Origin of the sequence: Amycolatopsis sp., from assembly GCF_036008905.1 — a bacterium.
GTDB lineage: Bacteria > Actinomycetota > Actinomycetes > Mycobacteriales > Pseudonocardiaceae > Amycolatopsis.
This window is the reverse complement of record NZ_DASYMU010000036.1, coordinates 1-23252: the sequence shown is the minus strand read 5'-3', so window position 1 is coordinate 23252 and position 23252 is coordinate 1. Positions and strand designations below refer to the sequence as shown.

16 protein-coding genes and 1 pseudogene are annotated in these 23252 nt (G+C 69.2%); 8 read left to right on the top strand and 9 right to left on the bottom strand.

What is annotated here, in order from left to right; translation table 11 throughout:
* Window positions 1-150: 150 nt before the first annotated feature.
* Window positions 151-5652, top strand: coding sequence for a carboxyl transferase domain-containing protein (locus VGP60_RS06700; protein WP_327546990.1), 5502 nt, complete (start codon window positions 151-153; stop codon window positions 5650-5652).
* A 296-nt stretch (window positions 5653-5948) separates the two neighbouring features.
* On the opposite strand, the gene VGP60_RS06695 is transcribed toward VGP60_RS06700, so the two are convergent.
* From VGP60_RS06695 to VGP60_RS06685, 3 genes are all read right to left on the bottom strand, one after another.
* Window positions 5949-7322, bottom strand: a complete 1374-nt coding sequence (locus tag VGP60_RS06695; protein ID WP_327546989.1) for a hypothetical protein — start codon at window positions 7320-7322, stop codon at window positions 5949-5951.
* Entirely contained in the window at window positions 7319-8122 is an 804-nt protein-coding gene (locus tag VGP60_RS06690; protein WP_327547081.1) for an ABC transporter ATP-binding protein, read from the bottom strand. Before VGP60_RS06690 ends, VGP60_RS06695 begins: the two co-directional genes overlap by 4 nt.
* Before the next feature lie 185 nt (window positions 8123-8307).
* Window positions 8308-9471 carry an FAD-binding oxidoreductase gene (locus tag VGP60_RS06685; protein WP_327546988.1) on the bottom strand — a complete coding sequence of 388 codons (1164 nt, stop codon included), beginning with the start codon at window positions 9469-9471 and terminating at the stop codon, window positions 8308-8310.
* Window positions 9472-9685: 214 nt separating this feature from the next.
* On the opposite strand from VGP60_RS06685, the gene VGP60_RS06680 reads away from it, so the two are divergent.
* The 4 genes from VGP60_RS06680 to VGP60_RS06665 all read left to right on the top strand — a co-directional run bounded on the left by VGP60_RS06680 (window position 9686) and on the right by VGP60_RS06665 (window position 15025).
* Complete coding sequence (locus tag VGP60_RS06680) at window positions 9686-12043, top strand: glycosyl hydrolase family 95 catalytic domain-containing protein (RefSeq protein WP_327546987.1); 2358 nt, start codon at window positions 9686-9688, stop codon at window positions 12041-12043.
* A gap of 391 nt (window positions 12044-12434) precedes the next feature.
* The gene (locus VGP60_RS06675; protein WP_327546986.1) at window positions 12435-13616 is read left to right on the top strand and encodes a lanthionine synthetase C family protein; all 1182 of its coding nucleotides are present in this window, start codon (window positions 12435-12437) and stop codon (window positions 13614-13616) included.
* 41 nt (window positions 13617-13657) lie between these two features.
* On the top strand, window positions 13658-14611 hold the full coding sequence (gene pip / locus VGP60_RS06670) for a prolyl aminopeptidase (protein WP_327546985.1): 954 nt from the start codon (window positions 13658-13660) through the stop codon (window positions 14609-14611).
* A gap of 93 nt (window positions 14612-14704) precedes the next feature.
* Entirely contained in the window at window positions 14705-15025 is a 321-nt protein-coding gene (locus VGP60_RS06665) for a hypothetical protein (RefSeq protein WP_327546984.1), read from the top strand.
* A gap of 274 nt (window positions 15026-15299) precedes the next feature.
* Here the strand turns inward: VGP60_RS06665 and VGP60_RS06660 are convergent, their stop codons facing one another.
* Genes VGP60_RS06660 through VGP60_RS06650 form a run of 3 tightly spaced genes read right to left on the bottom strand, consistent with a single transcriptional unit; the run spans window position 15300 to window position 16784 of the window.
* The gene (locus VGP60_RS06660; RefSeq protein WP_327546983.1) at window positions 15300-15974 is read right to left on the bottom strand and encodes a hypothetical protein; all 675 of its coding nucleotides are present in this window, start codon (window positions 15972-15974) and stop codon (window positions 15300-15302) included.
* Entirely contained in the window at window positions 15971-16474 is a 504-nt protein-coding gene (locus VGP60_RS06655) for a SigE family RNA polymerase sigma factor (protein WP_327546982.1), read from the bottom strand. The genes VGP60_RS06660 and VGP60_RS06655 overlap by 4 nt, the downstream gene beginning before the upstream one ends.
* Window positions 16475-16502: 28 nt before the next feature.
* Window positions 16503-16784 carry a hypothetical protein gene (locus VGP60_RS06650; RefSeq protein ID WP_327546981.1) on the bottom strand — a complete coding sequence of 94 codons (282 nt, stop codon included), beginning with the start codon at window positions 16782-16784 and terminating at the stop codon, window positions 16503-16505.
* A 245-nt stretch (window positions 16785-17029) separates the two neighbouring features.
* Between VGP60_RS06650 and modA the strand changes: the two genes are divergently transcribed.
* Both modA and VGP60_RS06640 read left to right on the top strand, forming a co-directional pair.
* Complete coding sequence (modA, locus tag VGP60_RS06645; protein WP_327546980.1) at window positions 17030-17809, top strand: molybdate ABC transporter substrate-binding protein; 780 nt, start codon at window positions 17030-17032, stop codon at window positions 17807-17809.
* 29 nt (window positions 17810-17838) lie between these two features.
* On the top strand, window positions 17839-18708 hold the full coding sequence (locus VGP60_RS06640) for a hypothetical protein (RefSeq protein ID WP_327546979.1): 870 nt from the start codon (window positions 17839-17841) through the stop codon (window positions 18706-18708).
* Between the two features lie 12 nt (window positions 18709-18720).
* On the opposite strand, the pseudogene VGP60_RS06635 reads toward VGP60_RS06640, so the two are convergent.
* Window positions 18721-19463, bottom strand: a pseudogene (locus tag VGP60_RS06635) (class I SAM-dependent methyltransferase).
* 401 nt (window positions 19464-19864) lie between these two features.
* On the opposite strand from VGP60_RS06635, the gene VGP60_RS06630 reads away from it, so the two are divergent.
* A complete protein-coding gene (locus VGP60_RS06630) occupies window positions 19865-21019 on the top strand; it encodes an MFS transporter (protein ID WP_327546978.1) in 1155 nt (384 codons plus the stop codon).
* Window position 21020: 1 nt separating this feature from the next.
* On the opposite strand, the gene VGP60_RS06625 is transcribed toward VGP60_RS06630, so the two are convergent.
* Both VGP60_RS06625 and VGP60_RS06620 read right to left on the bottom strand, forming a co-directional pair.
* A complete protein-coding gene (locus VGP60_RS06625; RefSeq protein ID WP_327546977.1) occupies window positions 21021-21662 on the bottom strand; it encodes a class I SAM-dependent methyltransferase in 642 nt (213 codons plus the stop codon).
* Between the two features lie 58 nt (window positions 21663-21720).
* Window positions 21721-22836, bottom strand: coding sequence for an SGNH/GDSL hydrolase family protein (locus tag VGP60_RS06620; protein ID WP_327546976.1), 1116 nt, complete (start codon window positions 22834-22836; stop codon window positions 21721-21723).
* Window positions 22837-23252 lie beyond the last annotated feature (416 nt).

The following is a 23252-nucleotide window of genomic DNA, read 5'->3' as shown; positions in this document are numbered from 1 at the left end:
GTCTGAACCGGCATTTTGGCGGGTTCCTACAACTCAGCGCACCCGGCGCGCACCGGGTCAGACATATTCATAGTGCGAGGTAGACGAGAATATGTACAGGTCCGGGGCGACAGCGCGCCCGGTACGCCCGAAAAGCAGGAGGCTCACCCGGTGTTCAGTCGTGTCGCAATCGTCAACCGTGGAGAAGCCGCGATGCGGCTGATCCACGCCGTCCGGGAGCTCGCCACCGAGACCGGGACGCGGATCGAGACCGTCGCCCTCTACACCGACGCCGATCGGACGGCCACCTTCGTCCGCGAGGCCGACCTCGGCTACTACCTCGGCCCGGCGTCCGCCCGTCCCTATCTCGACCACGCCGTCCTCGAGCGCGCGCTGGTGGAAACCGGTGCCGACGCCGCCTGGGTCGGCTGGGGTTTCGTCGCCGAGGACCCGGCGTTCGCGGAGCTCTGCGAGAAGCTCGGCGTCGCTTTCGTCGGCCCGAGCGCCGACGCGATGCGCAAGCTCGGTGACAAGATCGGCTCGAAGCTGATCGCCGAAGAGGTCGGCGTCCCGGTGGCGCCGTGGAGCCGCGGCGCGGTCGAGAACCTCGACGCCGCGATCAAGGCGGCCGACGAGATCGGCTACCCGCTGATGCTGAAGGCGACCGCGGGCGGTGGCGGCCGCGGGATCCGGGTCATCACCTCCGCCGACGAGCTGACCGACGCCTACGAGCGCACCCGCATGGAGGCCGAGCGCGCCTTCGGCAGCGGTGTCGTCTTCCTCGAGCGGCTGGTCACCGGCGCCCGGCACGTCGAGGTCCAGGTGATCGCCGACGGCCAGGGCATCGCGTGGGCGCTCGGTGTCCGCGACTGCTCGATCCAGCGGCGCAACCAGAAGGTCATCGAAGAATCGGCGTCGCCGGTACTGAGCCCGGAGCAGGTCCAGGAGCTCAAGACCTCGGCCGAGCAGCTCGCATTGGCCGTGGACTACCGCGGCGCGGGCACCGTGGAGTTCCTGTACCACCCCGGTGAGAAGCTGTTCGCCTTCCTCGAGGTCAACACGCGACTGCAGGTCGAGCACCCGATCACCGAGATCACCACCGACGTCGACCTGGTGAAGGCGCAGCTGCACGTCGCCGCGGGCGGCAAGCTCGAAGGCACCGCGCCCGCCGAAGCCGGTCACGCCATCGAAGCGCGGCTCAACGCCGAAGACCCCGACCGCGACTTCGCGCCCTCCCCCGGCAAGATCGTCCGGCTCGTCCTCCCGAGCGGCCCCGGTATCCGGGTCGACACCGGCGTCAGCGAAGGCGACTCCATCCCGGCCGACTTCGACTCGATGATCGCCAAGATCATCGCCTTCGGCCGCGACCGCGAAGAGGCACTGAGCCGGCTTCGCCGCGCGATGACCGAAACCACGGTCATCATCGAGGGCGGCGCGACCAACAAGAGCTTCGTGCTCGACCTGCTCGACCAGCCCGAGGTGCTCGACGGTTCCGCCGACACCGGCTGGATCGACCGGGTCCGCGCCGAAGGCAGGCTCGTCACCCACCGGCACTCCGCGATCGCGCTGGCCGCGGCCGCCATCGAAGCCTACGAGGACGAAGAAGGCATTGCCCGGCAACGGCTTCTGACCACCGCGCACGGCGGCCGGCCGCAGGTCCAGCACGAAAGCGGCCGCACGCTGGAGCTCAAGCTCCGCGGCGCCGGCTACAAGGTGCAGGTCTCGCGTGTCGGGCCGCAGCAGTTCCGCGTCGGCGTCTCGGGCGCGGCCACCGAGCTCCAGACGGCCGACGTCGGCGTCGAGCGGTTCGATCGGCACACCGGGCAGATCACCGTCAACGGTCAGCGGTTCCGCCTGGTCACCGGCACGCACGGCCCGATCCACCTGGTCGAGGTCGACGGCGTCACGCACCGCGTCAGCCGCGACGAAGGCGGCGTCGTGCGCTCGCCCGCGCCCGCGCTGGTCGTCGCGACCCCGCTGCAGGTCGGTGACGAGGTCGAGGCCGGTGCGCCGCTGCTCGTGCTGGAAAGCATGAAGATGGAGACGGTGCTGCGTGCGCCGTTCCGCGCCATCCTGCGGGAATCCGCGGTCACCGTGGGCAGCCAGGTCGACACCGGCGCCCCGCTGCTACGGCTCGAGCCGCTCGGCGACATCGATGCCGAGGCGCCCGCCGCCGCGGAAACGGGGAAGGGTGGAAGCGCCAGCGAGCTGGCTCTGCCCCCCGAGCTCGTCGACGTCAAGCCTGGTGACAGGGCCGTCCACGGTCAGGAGAGCCTGCGCAGCCTGCTTCTCGGCTACGACCTGGACCCGCATGACGAGCGCCGCGTCCTGAAGCAGTACCTCGCCGCACGTGCCGAACTGGCCGAGGCCGGACAGCGTCCGCTCGACGGCGAGATCGAGCTGCTCCAGGTGTTCGCCGACCTGTCCGAGCTGAGCCGCAACCGGGCCAGCAGTGACGAGCCGATCGGCAACACCGCGGTCCACAGCCCGCGCGAGTACTTCCACACCTACCTGCACAGCCTCGACGTCAAGCGCGCCGGGCTGCCGGAACTGTTCCAGGAGCGCCTTTCCCGCGCGCTCGGGCACTACGGCGTTACCGACCTGGAGCGCACGCCCGAGCTGGAGGAAGCGGTCTTCCGGATCTTCCTCGCCCAGCAGCGCGCGGCGTCCGACGTCACCGTGGTGAACACCCTGCTGCGGCAATGGCTCGTCGAGGCACCGCCGAGCGGTGCGTCGCGCGAACCCGCCGGGCTGGCGCTGGAGCATCTCGTCGCCGCCACGCAGCTACGGTTCCCGGCGGTTTCCGACATCGCCCGCGGGGTCGTGTTCCGCTGGTTCGCGCAGCCGCTGCTGCGGCGCGGCCGCGCGGAGGACTACACCCGGGTGCGCACGCACGCCAGGTACCTCGCCGAACACCCCGACGCCGCTGACCGCCCCGAGCGGATCGCCGCGATGGTCGCCGTCGCCGAGCCGCTCGTCCGGCTGCTCGGACAGCAGATCGCCCGGCCCGGCGCCGACCCGGCGACGCTGCTGGAGGTGCTCACCCGCCGCTACTACGGCAACCGGTCGCTGGAGAACCTCCGCGTCGACAGGCTGACGAACTGCACGTTCGTCGTCGCCGACCACAAGGGCAGCGAAGGCCAGTCGCGCGTGGCGTCGACCGCGGTCGACTTCTCCTCGCTGGGTGAAGCCGTCCACGCCCTCGGCGGGCTCGCCGACGGTGGCGACCTGGTCGCCGACGTCTACCTCACCTGGACCGACCAGCCCGACGACCCCGACGCGCTGGCGGCGGCGTTGCGCGAAGTCCTCGCGACACAGCAGCTGCCGAGCCAGGTCCGCCGGATCACCACGACGGTCGCCGGCCGTCGCGGTGCGGTCATGCACCACCACTTCACCTTCCGGCCGTCGTCGACCGGCTTCGCCGAAGAGCGCCTGATCCGCGGGCTGCACCCGCTCATCGCGCAGCGGATGCAGCTGGAGCGGCTGCGCAACTTCGACCTCACGCGGCTGCGGTCGTCGGACGAAGAGGTGTACCTGTTCAAATGCGTCGCGCCGAAGAACCCGAGCGACGAACGGCTCGTCGCGCTGGCGCAGGTCCGCGACCTGACCCCGTTGCGGGACAACGACGGCAGGCTCGTGTCGCTGCCCGCGGTGGAGGACACCCTCGCCACCTGCCTCGACTCGATCCGCAGCGTGCAGGCACGGCGGCCGGCGCGCAAACGGTTCGACACCAACCGGATCCTGGTCTACATCTGGCCGCCGAGCGAGCTCACCATGGACGAGCTCAACGACGTCGCCCGGCGCGTGCTGCCGACGACGGCGGACGCGGGCCTCGAAGAGGTGCTTTTCCTTGGGCGCCAACGGGATCGTGAGACCGGCGAGCTGACCGACATCGCCGTGCGGATCGGCTACGACGCCGGTACCGGCGTGCGGCTCAGGGTCGAAGAGCCGTCGCTGGAGATCATCGAACCGCTCGACGACTATCGCCAGAAGGTCCTGACGTCGGCCCGTCGCGGCACGGTGTACCCGTACGAGCTGACGGGCATGCTGACCGGCTCGCGGGGTTCGTTCGTCGAGTACGACTTCGACGAAAGCGGTGCGCTGGCCGCGACGGATCGCCCGCGGGGCAAGAACTCCGCCGCCATCGTCGCCGGTGTCGTCAGCACGCCGACAGAGCGTTATCCGGAAGGCGTCCAGCGGGTGATCCTGCTGGGCGACCCGACGAAGTCGCTCGGCGCGCTGTCCGAGCCGGAGTGCGCGCGGGTCATCGCCGCGCTCGACCTGGCCGAGCAGATGAAGGTGCCGCTGGAGTGGTTCGCGCTGTCGGCGGGCGCCCGGATCTCGATGGAGTCGGGCACCGAGAACATGGACTGGGTGGCGGCCGCGCTCAAGCGGATCATCACCTTCACCCAGGACGGCGGCGAGATCAACATCGTCTCCGCGGGCATCAACGTCGGCGCGCAGCCGTACTGGAACGCTGAAGCCACGATGCTCATGCACACCAAGGGAATCCTCGTGATGACCCCGGATTCGGCGATGGTGCTGACCGGTAAGCAGTCGCTCGACTTCTCCGGCAGTGTGTCGGCCGAGGACAACTACGGCATCGGCGGCTACGACCGCATCATGGGCCCGAACGGCCAGGCACAGTACTGGGCGCCGAACCTCTTGGCCGCCCGCGACATCCTGATGGCGTACTACGACCACGCCTACATCGCGCCGGGCGAGGCGACGCCGCGCAAGGCCGTCACCACCGACCCGGTCGACCGGGACGTCTCGGACTACCCGCACGCCGGGGCGGGCAGCGACTTCACCACGGTCGGCGAGATCTTCTCGCCGCTCACCAACAAGGACCGCAAGAAGGCGTTCGACATCCGCTCGGTGATGAAGGCGGTGTCCGACCAGGACCACGAGATCTTGGAGCGCTGGGCCGGGATGGCCGACGCCGACACCGCCGTCGTGCAGGACGTGCACCTCGGCGGCTGGCCGGTGTGCCTGCTCGGGATCGAGTCGCGCGCGGTGCCGCGGCGGGGTTTCCCGCCCAACGACGGTCCCGACACCTACACCGCGGGCACGCTGTTCCCGCGCTCGGCGAAGAAGGCCGCGCGGGCGATCAACGCGGCCAGCGCGAACCGGCCGCTGGTGGTACTGGCGAACCTCTCGGGGTTCGACGGCTCGCCGGAGTCGATGCGGAAGCTGCAGCTGGAGTACGGCGCCGAGATCGGCCGGGCCATCGTCAACTTCGAGGGCCCGATCGTGTTCGTCGTGATCTCGCGGTACCACGGTGGCGCGTTCGTCGTGTTCTCCAAGGCGCTCAACCCGAACATGACGGTGCTCGCCGTCGAGGGCTCGTTCGCGTCGGTCCTCGGTGGCGCGCCGGCCGCGGCGGTGGTCTTCGTGGGCGAGGTCAACAAGCGCACGAAGAACGACCCCCGCGTCAGCGACCTCGAAGCCCGCGTCGCCGAGACGAGCGGTGCGGAACGCGCTCCCCTGGCCGCGCAACTCGCCGAAGTCCGCGGCGCGGTGCGGACGGAGAAGCTGGGTGAGGTGGCGGCGGAGTTCGACGCCGTGCACAACATCCAGCGGGCCGTCGAGGTCGGCTCGGTCGACGCCATCATCAGCGCCGCCGAAATCCGCCCGAAGATCATCGAGGCCATCGCCAACGGCCTGAAGTAGGCCCTGGCGACAGCCGATGCAGGCGCGGCTTGGATGGGTGGCTCGTGAGTGGCTACGAGTGTTCTAGCACTCGTAGCCACTCACGACGGCCTGCCCAGCGGCAACCATCAAGGCGCTGAAGATAGTCTTCGCTGTAGCCGCGCGGGAAGTCCCGCCACTCGGGCACCGCCACTGGTCCGGTCTGGCTCATGCGCGTGATGGTGCCAGCGCCGAACACAGTCGTAGGACGTCGGATTCCTGACGCGCATCGATGTAGTAAGACCCTCACGAAGCCTCCGGCTCCGCGATCCCGGCTCTTACCGAGCGCCTCCGCCGACGAGGATGTCGAGCTGGTTTCCCTGACAGGTCAAGCCGGCCTGTCGCAGCGCGATGATCCGCGTCCGCTGTTCCCCTTCCGGCAGGGCCCTGAACGTCGCCCATAGCCGTTCGGTCGACGCGGCATACTCCTTGTTGACCCAGCCGCTGAACTTCAACGGTTTCAGGTCGCCGAGGAACCAGGCTGCCGCGATCGTCCTGGCAGTGCGTTCGTCCAGAGACGGACCGCCTAGGTAGCCGAAGCACGACGGCGTGCCGGCACCGGCGAGCAAAGCCCGCTTCACGTCACCCGTCTCGGTGGACAAGCGCAGGGACCAGTCCCTGAGATCGGCGATCACGGCGTCGGCGGCGCGCGGCGGCACCTCGTCGAGCCCCAGCCGCCGGTCCAGCTCCACGACCTTGACCGGGGCGCCCGGCAACGTTCCCAAGAGCTGCAACGCTTCCTTCGCCGGCCCCGCGATCCGGGCGAGTTGGGCTTCATTCATCCGCGTGACACAGACCGGGCCATCGCACACCTGCTCGATCGCGACCGGATCGACGCTCTTGCTCTCGGCCGAGGTGGCGGGCAGGACGGGCAGCGCGACCGCGAGTGCCACCACCAGGGGAACGGCCGCGAGCGCCTTCGCCCGCCTGGATCCCGCCGCCAGCAACAGGAGTCCCGTGATGGCCAGCCCGGCCAGCCAGATCGACTGGCCGAGGTCGACCCGGCCCGCGGTGATGAGGAACGGGTCGTCGACGACATGGAAAGCGGGCGACAGCAGCCCGACTCGAAGCGGGACGGGCCCCTCGAACATGATTTCGGGAGCCGGCACGCTCGGGAACACGAGCACCGCGGCGAACACCGGCACAGCCAGCGCGGGCGCGGTCAGCGGATGGGGCAGCAGCCTGCCGACGCCGAGTCCGATCCAGGCGCCCGCGATCAGCGAGAGCACGCCGACCAGCACGATCGGCAGCCAGGCGAACGAGAAGAACCCGCCGTTCAGCATTGCCTGGACCGCGCCGACAGCGAAGACCACCAGGTAGCTCAGCGCCAGCAGGCCACCCAGCGCGACGGCGAGTTTCGTCGCCCGGTGCAGGCCCGGACGCGACATCGTCGTCAGGAGTTCGACCATGCCGGATCGGCTGTCGCGCATGCCCCCGATGACGCCGGCACCGATCGCGATCGGCCACAGGAACACCAGCAGGAACCGGGTCCAGTACGCGGCGAGCGTCCACTGTTCGTTCCATGCGAGCAGTTCCTTCGTCCACGGACCGGAGAAGGAATACAGGAAACCGAGCGCGACGACCAGGCTCACGAGCGCGGCCCATGGCGCGATGGTCCGGCGGAGTTCGATCCGCAGGATGCGCGCGTTCACCAGTTCCCCTTCCCCGAGTCGTGGCCCAGCAGCGCGGAGTAGCCGCGTTCGATCGGGCTGTCGCCGACGTGCTCCGGGCCGCCGGCCGCGGCCAATGCGTCCGGAGTTCCTTGGAACACAAGCCTTCCTTCGTCGAAGAGGATGACGTCGGTGCACGCGGTGGCGACGTCCTCGACGAGATGCGTCGAGATGACGATGCACGCGTCCCGGCCCAGCTCGGCCATGAGCTCGCGGAACCGCACGCGCTGCGCGGGATCCAGCCCGGCGGTGGGCTCGTCCAGCAGGAGGATGTCCGGATCGTTCACGATCGCCTGGGCGATCCCGACCCGCCGCAGCATCCCGCCGGACAGGGTCTTCAGCTGGTCACCCGCGCGATCGGCCAGGCCGACCCGTTCGATCGCGCGCTGGACCTCACCGGGGATGTCCTCTTTGGACACTTCCTTGAGCCACGCGATGTACTCGACGAACTCGCGGACCGTGAATCGCCTGTAGTACCCGAAAGTCTGTGGCAGGTAACCGATCCGGCGGCGCAGGCGGCGCTGGTCGACGCGCCCCCCGACAGGCTCACCGAGCAGCGCCAGCCCGCCTTCCGCCGGCCGGAGCACCGTCGCCAGCGCCCGGATCAGCGTGGTCTTCCCCGCCCCGTTCGGGCCGAGCAGCCCGTGGACCCCCGGCCCCAGTTCGAAGTCGACGCCGTTCACGGCCAGCTTTCGCCTGCCGACCCGGACCTTCAGCCCTTCCGCCTTGATCTTCCACGCATAGGTCGCCGGTGCGACCTCCGCGGCCTCGACAGCACGCATCGCCTTGTCCCCCTTCGCCGTGCGGCGGACGACCTGCGCTTCGTCCGGTTCCGCCACCTCAGGCAAGACGCCGCGATCGCGGGATGGGTTCTCGGCTTCCTGTGTCGCGCGTCACAGGCCCAAGATCTCATGGACGGGCCTAGCGGGCACGTCGGACCACGGGGGCGACGTGCGGGAATTGGCGGTCACTCGCATACTCGGGCCATCCTTTCGGGGATCACCTTGCCGGGATTGAAGATTCCGTGCGGATCGAGCGCCGCTTTGACCGCCTGGTGCAGGTCCAGCACGACCGGGCCCAGTTCCTGCCGCAGCCCGTCGCGTTTGAGCAGCCCGACGCCATGCTCGCCGGTCACCGTGCCGCCGAGGTCGAGCGCGTCGGCGATGATCTCGTCGAAGGCCAGCTGCGCGCGGGCCCGCGCGGCGTCGTCACCGGGCGGGGTGATCAGCAGCGGGTGCAGGTTCCCATCGCCGATATGGGCGATGTTCGCGATCACGACGTCGTGCCGCCGGGCCGTCCGGTCGATGCGCGCGAGCATCTCCGGGACCCGGAAAGCCGGCACGCAAACGTCTTCGGTCAGTACCGGGCCGAGCCGCTCCAGCGCCGGATACGCCAACCGCCGCGCCTCGAACAGCGCGTCCGCCTCCGCCTGGTCCGACGACTGCGCCGCCCAGGTCGCGCCCGCTTTTTCGAAGCAGGACAACATGGTCGCCGCTTCGACCTCGCCCGCCGCGCCCGGCGCGTCACTCCGGCCGAGCAGGACGACCTCGGCGTCGGCCGACAGGCCCATGTTCTTCCACGCGTCCACCGCCGCGAGGCAGTGTTTGTCGATCAGCTCGAGTGCGGACGGCACGATCCCGGCCGCCGCGATCTCCGCGGCCGCCACTCCGGCCGCGACTGTCGAAGAGAAGTAGCCCGCGACGGTCCGTTCCGGCGCGCGTTGTGCCCGCAGCCGCACGGTGATTTCGGTGATCACCCCCAGCGTGCCCTCGGAACCGACCATCAGCCCGGCGAGGTCGTAGCCCGCTACCCCCTTCGCGGTCCGGCGGCCGAGCCGCACCAGCTCGCCCGTCCCGGTGACGACCTGCATGCCCAGCACGTAATCGCGGGTGACGCCGTACTTCACGCAGCACAGCCCGCCGGCGTTGGTCGCGACGTTCCCGCCGAGCGTCGACCACGGTGAGCTGGCCGGATCCGGCGGATACCAGAGCCCCCGCTCGGCACAGGCCGCGCGCAGATCGTCGTTGACGACCCCGGGCTCGACGACCGCCAGCCGCTCGACCTCGCGTCCGGATCGCGAACGATCCTGTCCGCCGGGAGAACCCCGGCGAGCTCGTCGACCAGCATGCACGAACACTCCCGCCCCGGCGTCGTCACCGCAAACCCAGGCTAGTGCCGTGCGCCTTCGCCATCTGTCGACAGGTGGCGATCTCTTGGCCACTGAGAGATCGGGGCGGGGAAAAATAACCAGCCCCGATCGTCGGTTGACGAGCGGGAAACATACATCCTATGTTTGGGCGGTTCACGGCCGGTTGCCACTGTAGTCACCGAACGGACTCGCCCTTATGACGAACACCTCTTCCTCGCCCTCTCGCCGAAACTTCCTCAAGCTCGGTGGTGCTGTGGGGGCGGGTTTCGCCCTCAGCGGACTGCCCACGTTCACCGCCCACGCCGAAGTCATCAGACCTCTGGACGTCACGCTCGTCCCGGAAGGGCAGGCTTCGACGCTCTGGTACCCGACGCCCGCCGACGAGAACCGGATCATCGAGCAGGGCCTGCCCGTCGGGAACGGCAGGCTGGGCGCGCTCGTCGGCGGGAATGCCATGTCGGATTTCCTGTACGTCACCGACGCGTCGCTATGGACCGGGGATCGCAACACCGAGCTCGAAGGGGACGGCCAGTTCCCTTACGAGCGCGTGCATTTCGGCAGCTTCAACCTGCTCGCCAAGGTCCGGATCGCCGTTCCCGCGCACGCGGCGTCCGCGATCAGCGGCTACCGCCGCCAGCTCGACCTCAGCAATGGCGTGGTGTCGGCGAGCTACGACCACCGCGGTGTGCGGTACCAGCGTGAGGTCTACGCGAGCCACCCCGACGACGTGGTGGTCATCCGCCTGACCCAGCGCGGCGGCGGCTCGTACACCGGCACGGTGTCGCTGGAGGGCACGCACGACGAGAAGATCGCCGACAACGCCTTCTCCGCCGCGTTCGACAACGGCCTCAAGTACGCGGCGACGATCACCGCGTCGAGCAGCACCGGCACGGTGAAGGTCACCGGCACGCAGGTCAGTTTCTCCGGCTGTAAGGAGGTCGTGATCGTCGTCAGCGGCGGGACGAACTACTCCCCCGACGCCACGACCGGCTTCCGCGCCCCTGGCAGCGACCCGCTGGCCATCGCCAAGACGAAGGCCGGCACCGCGGCGGCCGTCGCCGGGAACACCCTGCTCGCCACGCACGTGGCCGACTACCACGCGCTCTACAACCGGATGACCATCGACCTCGGGCGCTCCAACCAGACCCAGCGGTCGCTGGACTCGTGGTCCCGGATCGCCGTGCGCTTCACCAACCCCACCCAGCCCGACCCCGAACTCGAGGCCAGCTACCTGCAGTTCGGCCGCTACCTGACCATCACCGGTTCGCGGAACAGCCTCCCGATGGGCCTGCAGGGCCTGTGGCTGAGCAACAACACGCCCGACTGGATGGGCGACTACCACACTGACATCAACATCCAGATGAACTACTGGCTGGCCGACCGCGCCGGGCTCGCCCAGTGCTTCGACGCGCTCGCCGACTACCTCGTGTCGCAGCTTTCGTCGTGGTCCGATATCACCCAGCGCCTGTTCAACGATTCGCGCAACCGTTTCCGCAACTCCACCGGGAAGATCGGCGGCTGGGCCGTCGCGTTCTCGACCAACATCCACGGCGGGCAGGGCTGGTGGTGGCACCCCGGCGGCAACGCCTGGCTGTGCAACTCCCTGTGGGAGCACTACGAATTCACTCAGGACAAGGCGTTCCTGGCGAAGATCTACCCGATCCTCAAGGGCGCCTGCGAGTTCTGGGAGTCGCGGCTGATCACCATCAGCCACAACGGCCGGGACGTGCTCGTCGACGACGGCGACTGGTCGCCCGAGCACGGCCCGCAGGACAGCAAGGGCAACACCTACTCGCAGGAAATCGTGTGGGACCTCTTCGAGCACTACCGCGCGGCGACGGCGTTGCTGGCCAAGGACAAGCCTTACGGCGACACGATCGCGGGCCTGCAGGCCAAGCTGCACCTGCCCGAGGTGAGCCCGAAAACGGGCTGGCTGCAGGAATGGATGTCGCCGGACAACCTCGGCGAGACCACCCACCGGCACCTCTCGCCGCTGGTCGGGTTCTTCCCCGGTGACCGCATCGCCACCGATACCGCCGCCCCGGCGCTCATCGAAGGCATCCGCCAGCTCCTGATCGCGCGCGGCATGGACAGCTTCGGCTGGGCGTGCGCGTGGCGGGCGCTGTGCTGGGCGCGGCTCAAGGACGGCGAACGCGCCTACGAACTGCTGAAGAACGTCCTGAAGCCCTCGGTCAGCAACGGAAACGGCACCTCGGCGAACTTCTTCGACATGTACAGCCAGGGCAGTTACACGATCTTCCAGATCGACGCCAACCTCGGCGCCCCGGCCGCGATGCTCGAAATGCTGCTGTACTCCCGCCCCGGGGTCATCGAGTTCCTCCCGGCGCTGCCGAAGGCGTGGGCGGACTCGGGACAGGTGACCGGAATCGGCGCACGCGGCGGGTTCGAAGTGGACCTGAGCTGGAAGTCGGGGAAGGTCACGCAGGCCGTCGTCCGCAGTGTCGGCGGGACAGACACCGAACTCCGCGCGGGTGGCTGGCGCAAGAAGATCAGCCTGCGCCCGGGCCAGTCGGTCACCGTCAAGCCGAACTGACCGAGACCTGATTCGTGCACTCGGCGTCCATTTTTTGTGTACGTGCCGGTGAGAACGTCGCACCGGCACGTACACGACGTGCCGAGCGATCACGGAAAAGGCGGATTCGCACGACGACCGATACCCTGCGCGAGGCCGGCTACCGGCTCGTCGGCTCGGCGACCTGATTCCGCTCAACGGGACGGCGGCGACTCACGCCTGGCACAACGCGCACCGATTCATGCCTCATTTGCCAGAGGCCGCTCGTTCGATGGCGAACCCGTCGGCGGCGGAAATAGAGTCGTGCGGGTCGGCGCCGTCCGGAGGAACCCGAATTCCCAGTAGGTTTCATGGCTTCTGAAGAGCTGTTCCGCCCCACCGTCACCGACGGCAATCGGCAGGCGTGGGCGGGATGACCCCGGTGGATGTGCGGCGCCGGGCGGCCGAGGTGGCGGAACTCGTCGCCGGTCGTCTCGCGGACCCGGCGCGAGTCCGCGAAACCGCCTGCACCTGGTCGGCCACCGGGCTGGGCGAAGGCCACCCCGGGGTCGCCGTGCTCTTCGCGAGCCTGCCGGACATGAGGCAACACGCCCACGCCCATCTCGCCGCGGCGACGCACGGGCGGACGAGCACAGGGTACAACGGGCTCTTCGGCGGGGACGTCGCCTTGGCCTTCGCCGCTCAGCTTGCCGCGACCTCCGATGGTGACTACCGCTCCTTGCGTGACACCGCCGCCGACACCGCCGTGCGCGCGGTCGACGCCCTCACCGAGAAAGCCTTGCGGCGCGAGAACTACCGGGCTTACGACACGGTCACCGGGCTCACCGGACTCGGCCGTTATCTGCTGGCCGCCGGACGCGAAGACGAGCTGCGCGCGGTACTCACCGCCTTGGTTTCGTTGGCACACCCGCATTCGGTTCAGGGAAGGGAGGTTCCGGGCTGGTGGGTCGCGAGTGGACCGTCCGGTGAACCGGAAGAAGCCTTCCCCCACGGGCATTTCGGCGTCGGGCTCGCGCACGGTGTCGCCGGGCCGCTGGCGTTGCTCTCGCTCGCCACCCATCGGGGCATCATCGTGGCGGACCAGCACCTGACCATCGAGGCGATGGCGTGGTGGCTGGCCGGACTCGGCCCGCGCTGGCCCCGGCACGTCGCCTTCGACGGGACGGCCTCGCCGGCGCTGGCGGGGTGGTGCGACGGCACGCCGGGGGTCGCGCGTGCCCTGCAGCTCGCCGGTTTCGCGCTGGCGGAGCGTGCTTGGACCGATCTCGCGGTGAACTCGATGCGGGCGCTGCTGGCGCGGCCGCGACACGAGCGCCGGTTCATCGACGCCTCCCTCTGCCACGGCGCCGCCGGGCTGCTCCACATCACCGGGCAGATGGCCGCCGACAGCGACGACCCCACGCTGCTGGCCCACCTGCCGATCCTCGCGGCGGACGTCTTGACGCACTTCGATGACGGCGCCCCGTTCGGTTTCCGCTACCACGGCCAGGATCGGGCCGGTCTTCTCGAAGGCGCCGCCGGGACCGCGCTGGCCTTGGCCCATTTCGCCGCGCCCGGCACCGTCCCGTGGGACGCCGCGCTCCTCCTCGCCTGATATAACAGCACTATTACATCAGGACGGCGAAGGGACCCGGCATGACCGAGCTGTATCCGCCGATCGAGCCGTACGACCACGGCCTGCTCGACGTCGGCACCGGAAACCATGTCTACTGGGAGGTTTCCGGCAACCCCGACGGCAAGCCCGCGCTGTTCGTCCACGGCGGTCCCGGCTGGGGAGCCCTGCCCGTCCGGCGCCGGTACTTCGACCCCGACCGCTACCGGCTCATCCTGTTCGACCAGCGCGGCTGCGGTCGCAGCACCCCGCACGCGAGCGACCCCGAGACCGACATGAGCCACAACACCACCGAACACCTGCTCGCCGACATGGAACGGCTACGCGAGCACCTCGGCGTTCCCCGATGGCTGCTCTACGGCGGATCCTGGGGCTCCACCCTGCTCCTCGCCTACGCCGAGCGGCACCCGCACCGGGTGTCGGAGATCGTCGTCGCCGGGGTCACGACCAGCCGCCGCACGGAAATCGGCTGGCTCTACGAGGGCGCGGGGCGCTTCCTCCCCGAGCAGTGGGCCCGGTTCCGCGACAGCGCCGGCGAGTCCGACGGCAACCTCCCCGCCGCCTACGCACGGCTCATGGAAGACCCCGATCCGGAGGTCCGGATCAGGGCTGCGAATGCCTGGTGCGCCTGGGAAGACGCGGTGATCGCGCAGGAACCGGGCGAGACGTCGAACGCCTTCGGCGGCCGCCCGCTCGCGGACCGGCTGGCGATCGTCCGCATCTGCACGCACTACTTCGCCCACGCGGCCTGGCTGGACGAGGGCGCGCTGCTGCGGGACGCGGGACGCCTGGCCGGGATCCCCGGGGTTCTGATCCACGGCGGGCTCGACCTCAGCTGCCCGCTCAATACCGCGTGGGAGCTGGCCAACGCGTGGCCGGACGCGGAACTGGCCGTCATCGACGACTCCGGGCACACCGGCAGCGCGGCCATGCTCGACCGGATCCGCGACTCGCTCGACAAGTTCGCCCGGGCGTGAGTGCTCGCTACGGCTGCGGGCGGGCGGGCGGGAACGGCTTACGCTGGGCGTCGCGAACCAGAAGACATCCGTTCGGTGAAGGGAATCCGGCTCATGACCAGCAAGTACACCGCTCAGGTGGTCGAGGTCCCCGGCGAGGGCGTGCGTCTTGAACCCACCGCCGGTTCGACCACCCCCGAGCTGCCCAACGAACTCAACCTCCTCGCCATGTCGGTCGCCTTGGCCCTCGGGCGCGCGTCCTACGAGCACCACCCGGAGCCGCGCGATCAGGAGGTCCAGACGATCGAGGCGTTGCTCGCGGGCAAGGCGACCATGCCCTGGCGCCGCAGCAAGTCCGACGCGGACACCCACTACGTCAGCTGCGAGGAATCCGCTTCCGGTGTCTGGAAATGCGAAGTGCGGACACAGCACTGACAGGCCCCTGCCGCACGTTTCCGCTGGTCAGGTGGAGTCGTGAGTGGCAACAAGTGTTCTATAGGCAAAGCAAACGTGGCATGTCGTGGGAGGTCCTGAACGACCTTTGCCATCTGTCGACAGATGGCGGTAGTTGCGGACGCGGGGTATCACGTCATGTCGACATCTCGTGGCTAGGAGGGCCCGCCGGTGCGCTCAAGAACGTTATGAGGGGGCGCAGTCGGTGGTGCCGCACGCCCCGAGCAGAGCGGCGCCGGCTGTCACGTTGCTACCCTTACGAACCGATGCGGAGCCCGTTCGCGTCGTAGGCGTAGAGCGGGACCCAGGGCGCGTCGCCGAAAAGGTCGGTGTGCCTGGTGGGAAACCAGAACACCGTGACATCCAAGCCGGGCAGCACGGCTGCCTGAGCGGTCACAGTCAGGTCGTGGACCTGCGCGGTGATCCGCCGAGCCGGGCCGGCGTAGTAGCCGTAGAGCGGCAGATCGCGTCCCGGCCTGCCGGCGGTGAGCGCGTGGAAACCCGGGGACGCCGCGCGCAGGCCCGTCGTAGTGTCCTCGGTAACCCGGCCTGATGCGTCCCGGTGCTCAAGGGACAGCCCGTAGGCGACGGTGCCGGACGAGGTCCCTTGCTGGAGCACCAGCACGATCTCGCCGCCGGGATCACTGGCACCGGTGGTCACGACGATCCCGGGAGGCGACGCCGGGGTGGTGATGACCGTTTCCGGCGAGGCGACGGCAAGGGACGGCGGCGGTCCCTCCCGCAGTTGGGCGACGCCGAAAACCGTGCCCGTCAAGGCGACGACGGCGGTCAGCGCGCCGCCGACGACGCCCATCCGCCGATGGGCGCGTTTCCGCGCGCCGAGTTCCATGATCCGGTCCACGTCGACCTTGCCGAACTGTCCTGCCGGAACCGCGGTGAGCGCGGAGCGCAGCGCTTCGAGATCGGTCATGATCGTGGTCCCACCGTGGACGTCTCCGGCTCGACGGCGACACGGATCTTGGCCGACGCCCGCGAGTTGGTGCTTTTCACCGTGCCGACCGAAACCTTGAGCTCGGCGGCGACGTCCACTTCGGACAGATCCCAGTAGTGCCGCAGCACCACGATCGCACGTTCCCGCGCGCTCAATCCGGCCAGCGCCCGCATCAGCCATTCGTGCGCGGCGACGCCGTCGACGAAATCGTCGCCCACCGCCCGTTCGGGCAGTTCGCCCGCATTCTCCCGGATCGGGCGGCGCCAGCGGTCGATGACGTGGTTGGCGAGCACCTTGCGGGTGTAGGCGAACGGGTCCTTGCGCTGGATCCCCGACCAGGACGCGTAGGTGCGCACCAGCGCGGTCTGCACGTCGTCCTCGGCCTGGTGCCGGTCGCCGGTGAGCAGATAGGCGGCGTGCAGCAGGCGGGCCGAGAACGCCTCGACGAACGCGACGAACTCGGCGTCACCCCTGGCCATACCGGGCCCAACCTGGATACATATCCCCTCAGACGAGCCAGGCGCGCAAAAGGTTGAGTACCCGGCCAGTCAACTTCCCGGCGCGTTCGCCCGTCTTTCCCGGCATGACCACCACCTCACTGTTCCGGTTCAGGTACGCGGCGGCCGCGATCGCGGTCCTGTCCCTCGCGGCCTGCGGCGGCCAACCGGAAACGACCTCACGGCGTCGCTGATCGCCTACGGGCTCGGCGTCGGCGGGCTGGTGCTGTACGCGGCACGGGGTTGCCGCGTCGAGCGGGGACGGCAAGGCGCATGAAACGACCTCCGCCATCTGTCGACAGATGGCGATCTCTCAGAAACTAAGAGATCACGTGATGTCGACATCTCGTGGACCAGCGACACGAACACCGCCTACCGCGCCTGCCGAGGCCTCTCACCGACGAAGAAGTCACCGAGCCCGACAACGCATAACAGGCGGGACACACCTGGTGTGATCCGTGGAATCGGTTAGGATTCCTGATCGGAACCGCATCTGCGGACCCTCGTGGGTGCGCCCTGCCTGTCTGAAGGAGTTCGATGAAGAAGATCCTGGTCGCCGTAGCCGCTGTCGCACTGGTGACGACGGCGTGTGGTTCGGACACGAACTCCGGTTCCGCGCCGAGCAGCTCGGCTGCGCCGGAGTCGAGGACGTTGACGGTGTTCGCGGCGGCGTCGCTGACGGAGTCGTTCGGGGCGTTGGAGAAGCAGTTCGAGGCGTCGCATCCCGGGGTGGACGTGAAGTACAACTTCGCGGGGTCCTCGGCGCTGGTGCAGCAGATCACGCAGGGCGCGAAGGCCGATGTGTTCGCGTCGGCGGATCAGGCGAACATGGACAAAGCCACCAAAGCCGGGCTGGTCGACGGTCAGCCGACGGTGTTCGCGAAGAACACGTTGACGATCGCGGTGCCCAAGGGCAACCCGAAGGGCATCAAGTCTTTCGCGGACCTGGCGAAGGACGGCGTGATCGTGGTGGTGTGCGCGCCGCAGGTGCCGTGTGGTGCCGCTGAGCAGAAGGTGGAGAAGAGCACCAGCGTCACGCTGAAGCCGGCGAGTCAGGAGCAGGACGTCAAGGCGGTGCTGGCGAAGGTGCAGTCCGGTGACGCCGACGCGGGGCTGGTGTATGTGACGGATGCGACGTCGGCGGCGGGCAAGGTCGACAAGGTGGACTTCCCGGAGGCGTCGGGGGCGGTCAACGACTACCCGATCGCGGTGGTGAAGGACGCTCCGCAGGCGGCGCTGGCGAAGGAGTTCACCGATTTCGTGCTTGGTGCGGCCGGGAAGCAGGAGCTGGGCAAGGTCGGGTTCGTCACGCCATAACACCGAAAGCGGCGAACGGAGGAGAGTCCATGCGCAGGTTTGCCCGAACAGCGGTCCTGACCGGCGCGCTGCTCCTCGCGTTGTCCGGCACGGCGACGGCGGCGGACACCGGCACGGTCTCGATCACCGGCGCCGTCGCCTCCCCCGCGAGCTACACCGCCGCCCAGCTCGCCGCGTTGCCCCAGACCGGTTATCCGATCACCAATCCCGGGCACGGCCCGCGCACGGTGACCGGAACCGACCTGGACGACCTCGTCACCGCGGCCACCCCGAACCTGCCGCCAGGCAAGAACACGGCGTTGCGGGTTTCCCTTACGGTGACCGGGAAACACCACCGGTCGGTGACCTTCGCGCTGGGTGAGCTCACTCCCGATTTCGGGAACCATCCGGCCGTCCTCACCACCGCCGGGCGCGAGATCGAGCTCGTCGTGCCGGGCGACCGCACCCGGACCCGGAGCATCAGCGGCCTGACAGCCATCCGCGTCGCCGTGTCCACGGCCGGTGCGGACGCCGTGGCACCGGGCTCGATCCGGGTGATCGGTCCGCATCGGACGGTCACGCTGTCCGCGGCCCTGCTGTCCCGTCTCCCCGCGCGCCGCGTGACATCGACGTTCCTGGCGGGCACGACCCCGCAGACCCACACGGAATCCGGACCGCCGCTGAGCCTGGTCCTGCTCGCCGCCGGGATCCTCCCACTGCCGGACACCACGGTCGTCGCGATCGGCGGGGACGGCTACGGCGCGGCCGTCACCCTCGCGGAAACCTATGTCGGCGGCCGGGAGCTGCTGGTGTCCACTGTGAAGGATGGCGTTCCGCTGACCCAGCCCCGGCTCGTGCCCAACGGCGACGTCAAAGGCGGGCGCTATGTCTCGGGGGTCGTCACCCTCGCGGTCGGCTGACCGGCGAGCGAGTCAGTCACGGGAGACGATCAACCGAAACCCGGCGTCCCATTCCGCGAGACCGAGCAACTCCTCATGCTCACGCTGCCACCGTCCACTGGCCAGATCCGTGCGCAAGCGCCGCATTCCCCGCTCGACCGCGGCGGCCGGGGCCTGGGCAAACGCCGAGCACGAACGACGGACCCGCTCGTCGAGGTAGGCGGCCGGACGCCGCCAGTGCGCCGGAAAGACCCATCCGCGAAGTCCCACGGCACCGGCAGCGAAAGAACCACCTGCGCACCGAATTCCTCGGCAATCTGTTCGGCGGACGGCCGTGACAACTCAAGCCGGGCGATCTCCGGGACGTACTCACGCACGAGCCAGAACTCCGCGTGGCGCCGGGTGTCGTAAGCAAGCACCACCCGCAACGGCGCGACTCGCCGCAGTTCGGCGAGCCCTCGGCGCCAATCGGCCCAATGGTGCACGGTGAGTACCGCCAGCACCGCCTCGACCGCGGAATCCCGCACCGGAAGCGCTTCCGCCACCGCCCGGACCACGGGCGCCGCACCACCCGGCCGTTGACGGATCATCTCCGACGACGGCTCCACCGCGTAAACCGCCCGATCCGCGGGCTCGTAGGATCCGGTACCGGCACCGACGTCGAGCACCGTGCGCGCACCGCCGAGCGCGGCGAGCACAGGTGTCAGCCATCGCTGGTCCGTGCGCCTCCCGAGCGCGTAACCGACGCCGATTTCGTCGTACAGCGCACCCTCCATGCCACCCCTTTCCTCAAGGCTCATCAAACACCGAGGCCGTGATCAGGGGTAACGACCTTCGCCATCTGTAGTGAAAATTGGCGTGGGCCGGAGTCGACTTCCAGGTCGCGGCGCCGCTGTCGTCGGTGGGGTGGGCTGGGAAGTACCCCAATGCGGCGTTGGGGTCACTCACTGCCCCCAACGCCGCTTTGGGGTCACGACGCGGCGCGCTTTCTCACCAAAGTGCCTCTCTCGCAGAGTCCGCGCGACCCGCCAGCTGGAGTGAAAACTTTCCGCCGCTCACGATGGCCCACCAGGGCCCCATAAAAGCTGTCGACAGATGGCGGTAGTTGCGGACGCGGGGTATCACGTGATGTCGACATCTCGTGATACCCAAGATCAACCGCAGGTACGGTGTGGCCATGGCTGGGGAGCTTCGGCAAGCGCGCGTGGGTGTCTCGGTGGTCTTCGCGGTGTGCGGAGCGGCGTTCGCGACGTGGGCCGCGCGGGTACCGGCCGTGCAGGAGCGGCTGGGGCTGAGCACCGGGCAGCTGGCGGTCGGGCTGTTCGGGCTGGCGGCGGGGTCGGTGGTCGCGTTGCTCGTGGCCGGGCCGCTGATCGCCAAGATCGGCAGCCGGTCGGGGGTGGTCATCGGCGCGGTCGTGATCTGCTCGGGGCTTCCGATGGTCGCGTTCGCGCCCGGGTTCGCGCCGTTCGTCGGCGCGCTGGTCGTGGTGGGGATCGGCAACAGCCTGCTCGACGTCTCGATGAACGCCCACGCGGCCAGGGTCGAGGACGAGTACGGCCGCCCGATCTTCGCGGGGTTCCACGCGTTCTGGAACATCGGCGGGCTCGCCGGGTCCGGGGTGGCGGCGCTGATGGCGACCTGGCACGTACCGCTGTCGGTGCACTTCTCCTGTGCGGGCGCGCTTTTGCTCCTGCTCGCGTTGTGGGCGACAGGCACCAGGTTCCTCACCGGCGCCGACCGCGGCCAGGGCGAAGCGGCGTTCGCGCTCCCCAGCCGTGCGCTGATCCCGCTGGGCATCATCGCGTTCTGCGGGTTCCTCGCCGAGGGCACCGTCAACAGCTGGAGCGCGGTGTACCTCAGCGACGTCACCGCCGCGCCGGCCGCGTTGGCTTCGCTGGGCTACTTCGCTTTCTCGATCACGATGATCGCGGTGCGGCTGGTCGCCGACCGGATCGTGCTGCGGATCGGCACCGTGCTGTTCATCCAGGTGGTGACCGCGGTCGCCGTGCTCGGTTTCGCGCTGGTGTTCGCCGCGCCCGTCCCGGTCGTGGCCATCATCGGTTTCGCCGTGGTCGGCCTCGGTGTCGCCGGGATCGTACCGATCGCGTGGAGCGTCGCCGGACGCAAACAGCCCGAATCGCCGGGACGCGCCATCGCCGCTGTCGCCGCGTGCGGCTATCTGGGCTTCCTCGTCGAGCCCGTGTTCGTCGGGGCGCTGACCAAGCTGGTCGGACTGCAGTGGGCCATCGCCGGAGCCGGCGTGCTCACGTTGGCGGTCTTCTTCCTGGCGCCCGCCTTGCGCGTCAAGGAAACCAGCCTCAAGGAGTGACTCAGCCGTCGATGGGTTTGCGAGCTGTCAGATACACCTGCGGTTCCGGGGCGGCGTCCGGTGTTTTCGGCTCGAAGTGGACGAGGTCCTCACGCATGATCCGCAGGCCGGCCTCCTCGAATCGCTGACGCAGAACGGGAATCGAATAGCTGTACACCTGAATCCAATGCCCCATCCACTCCGCCGTAACTCCGTCGATGTCACTGGGCACCGTCCCCAGCACGCAATAACCACCGGGCGCGAGCCACCCCGCCACCTTCGCGACCATCGCGTCCTGTTCCGGTCGCGGGAGCTGCAGCATGGAGAAGAACACCAGGACCGCGTCCCAGGTCCCCGGGGTGAAATCCAAGGTCCGCATGTCGGCACGGTCGAACCGGGCCGCCGGAACCCGCTCACGCGCGAGACGGACCATCGTCTCCGACACGTCGTAACCCATCACCTCATGACCGGCCGCGGCGACGGTCGCGGCGACCGGCCATCCCGTGCCCGATCCCAGGTCCAGCACCCTGGACCCGGGACGCAGCACCTCCACCAGATGGTCGAGAGCGGCTGACGACGGCTGATGCCCGAATGCTTCTTCGTAGGCCCCACCCAGGTCGTCATACACTTCGGCCGCCGACACGGGTACGCGAGATTCAGTCATGTGATCACCTTTACACCCGATGGAACCGATCAGCCATCTCCGGAGGGGTGACGGCCGGTCAAAGCCGGTCCACCGGGACGGCGTTCGCCATCGCCCGGTAGCCGGCGTCGTTGGGGTGCAGGTGATCCCCGCAGTCGAATTCCGGGGCGAGCTTCGCCGGATCGGTCTTGTCGCGGACAGCGGCGTCGAAATCGATGACGGCGTCGAACAGGCCACCGGTCCGGATGAAGTCGTTGACGGCGGTGCGGGTCGCTTCGAGCTGTTCGGAGGTGGCCGAACCCTTGAACGGGGTGAGCGTGCCGCCGAGGACGGCCAGTCCCGCCGCGCGAGCCCGTTCGGTGAGCCGGCGGTAGGCGTCGATGATCGGGGCGGGATCGGTCTGCCGCGGGGTCAGCAGAATGTCGTTGATGCCTTCGAGCACGATCACCGTGCGCGGTGCGGTGCTGGCGAGCACGTCGTCGTCGAACCGCGTGAGCGCGCTGCGGCCGGCGGAATCGGCCTGTCCCAGCAACAATCGGTTCGCGCTGACGCCGGCGTTGAGCACACCGCGACGGGAACCGCCGGGTGCTTCCTTGAGCCGGTCCGCCAACAAGTCGGGCCATCGGTGGGCGGCGCCGGATGTCGAGGAGTGGCCGTCGGTGATGGAGTCGCCGAACGCGATCACCGAACCGGTCGCGCCCGAACCCAGCACGGCGACTTCGCTTACGTAGTGCCAGGAATCCGTGCGCTCGTGGTAGGCGTCGCCCGCGGTGTCCATCGCGTGGTCGCCGTCGCGGGTGTAGAAGGAGGTCTCGGCCGCCATCGGGTGGTAGGTGACCGGCCCGGACGGCTCCGGGGTGTACGTCGTCACGAGCAGGTCGCCGTCCGCCGGCACCGCCGACGCCACCGCGTCGCTGCTCACTTTCCCACCGGCCGGGACACTCACCGAGGAACGCCCGCCGAAGGTCAGCTCCCGGACGGTGCCCGGCACCGCGTCGGCCGTCTCACCGCCCGCCGCGACGGCGATGGTGACATGGCCCATGAGCACCGGGACCCCGCCGAACGCGTTGGACAGCCGCACCCGCGCGGAGGTTCCCCCGACACTGGTGTGGACCACGTTGCGAATCGAGTAACCCGCGTAGCCGGTGCCGGTTCCGGCTTTGGCCCCGGCGGGTGACGCGCCCCAGGTGCCCACCCAGCTATCGGGAGTCGCCGGGGTCGGCCGGTCCTCAGGAGTCGGGGCCGGCCCGCACCCCATGGCAAAAGCCAAGACCAGGCATCCGGCAAGTGCCGCCGCCCGGATTCCGCCACTCACCATCGTCACCCGCATTCACGCGAAAGACTCGAATACGACAGCAAGACCCGATCAGAAGACCGAGACCGCTGTCAAGCGATGACGCCGGGCCGTGGAGGCGAACCCCCAAGGCCCGGGCGGATCAAGCGCAGGTGGCGGGGTTCCCGTTCACCCACGCGCTGTCCCGGCTGACTCCGGTGAAGGAGTACTGGGCGGACGGCGTGGCCACCCCGTTGCGGACGAGGTAAGAGGTACGGGTACCGCTGTAGGTCACCGGGCCACCCCAGTTGTCGTCCTGCAGCGCGGTGAAGGACACG

Excerpts from the sequence above, each read along its gene's own strand:
- pip (WP_327546985.1), top strand. The coding sequence starts at position 13,658 with ATGACCGAGCTGTATCCGCCGATCGAGCCGTACGACCACGGCCTGCTC.
- VGP60_RS06680 (WP_327546987.1), top strand. The coding sequence starts at position 9,686 with ATGACGAACACCTCTTCCTCGCCCTCTCGCCGAAACTTCCTCAAGCTC.
- VGP60_RS06630 (WP_327546978.1), top strand. The coding sequence starts at position 19,865 with ATGGCTGGGGAGCTTCGGCAAGCGCGCGTGGGTGTCTCGGTGGTCTTC.
- VGP60_RS06625 (WP_327546977.1), bottom strand. The coding sequence starts at position 21,662 with ATGACTGAATCTCGCGTACCCGTGTCGGCGGCCGAAGTGTATGACGAC.
- VGP60_RS06650 (WP_327546981.1), bottom strand. The coding sequence starts at position 16,784 with ATGGCGGAGGTCGTTTCATGCGCCTTGCCGTCCCCGCTCGACGCGGCA.
- VGP60_RS06655 (WP_327546982.1), bottom strand. The coding sequence starts at position 16,474 with ATGGCCAGGGGTGACGCCGAGTTCGTCGCGTTCGTCGAGGCGTTCTCG.
- modA (WP_327546980.1), top strand. The coding sequence starts at position 17,030 with ATGAAGAAGATCCTGGTCGCCGTAGCCGCTGTCGCACTGGTGACGACG.
- VGP60_RS06640 (WP_327546979.1), top strand. The coding sequence starts at position 17,839 with ATGCGCAGGTTTGCCCGAACAGCGGTCCTGACCGGCGCGCTGCTCCTC.
- VGP60_RS06660 (WP_327546983.1), bottom strand. The coding sequence starts at position 15,974 with ATGACCGATCTCGAAGCGCTGCGCTCCGCGCTCACCGCGGTTCCGGCA.
- VGP60_RS06690 (WP_327547081.1), bottom strand. The coding sequence starts at position 8,122 with ATGCGTGCTGTCGAGGCCGCGGAGGTCGCACCGGCGACCTATGCGTGG.
- VGP60_RS06665 (WP_327546984.1), top strand. The coding sequence starts at position 14,705 with ATGACCAGCAAGTACACCGCTCAGGTGGTCGAGGTCCCCGGCGAGGGC.
- VGP60_RS06675 (WP_327546986.1), top strand. The coding sequence starts at position 12,435 with ATGACCCCGGTGGATGTGCGGCGCCGGGCGGCCGAGGTGGCGGAACTC.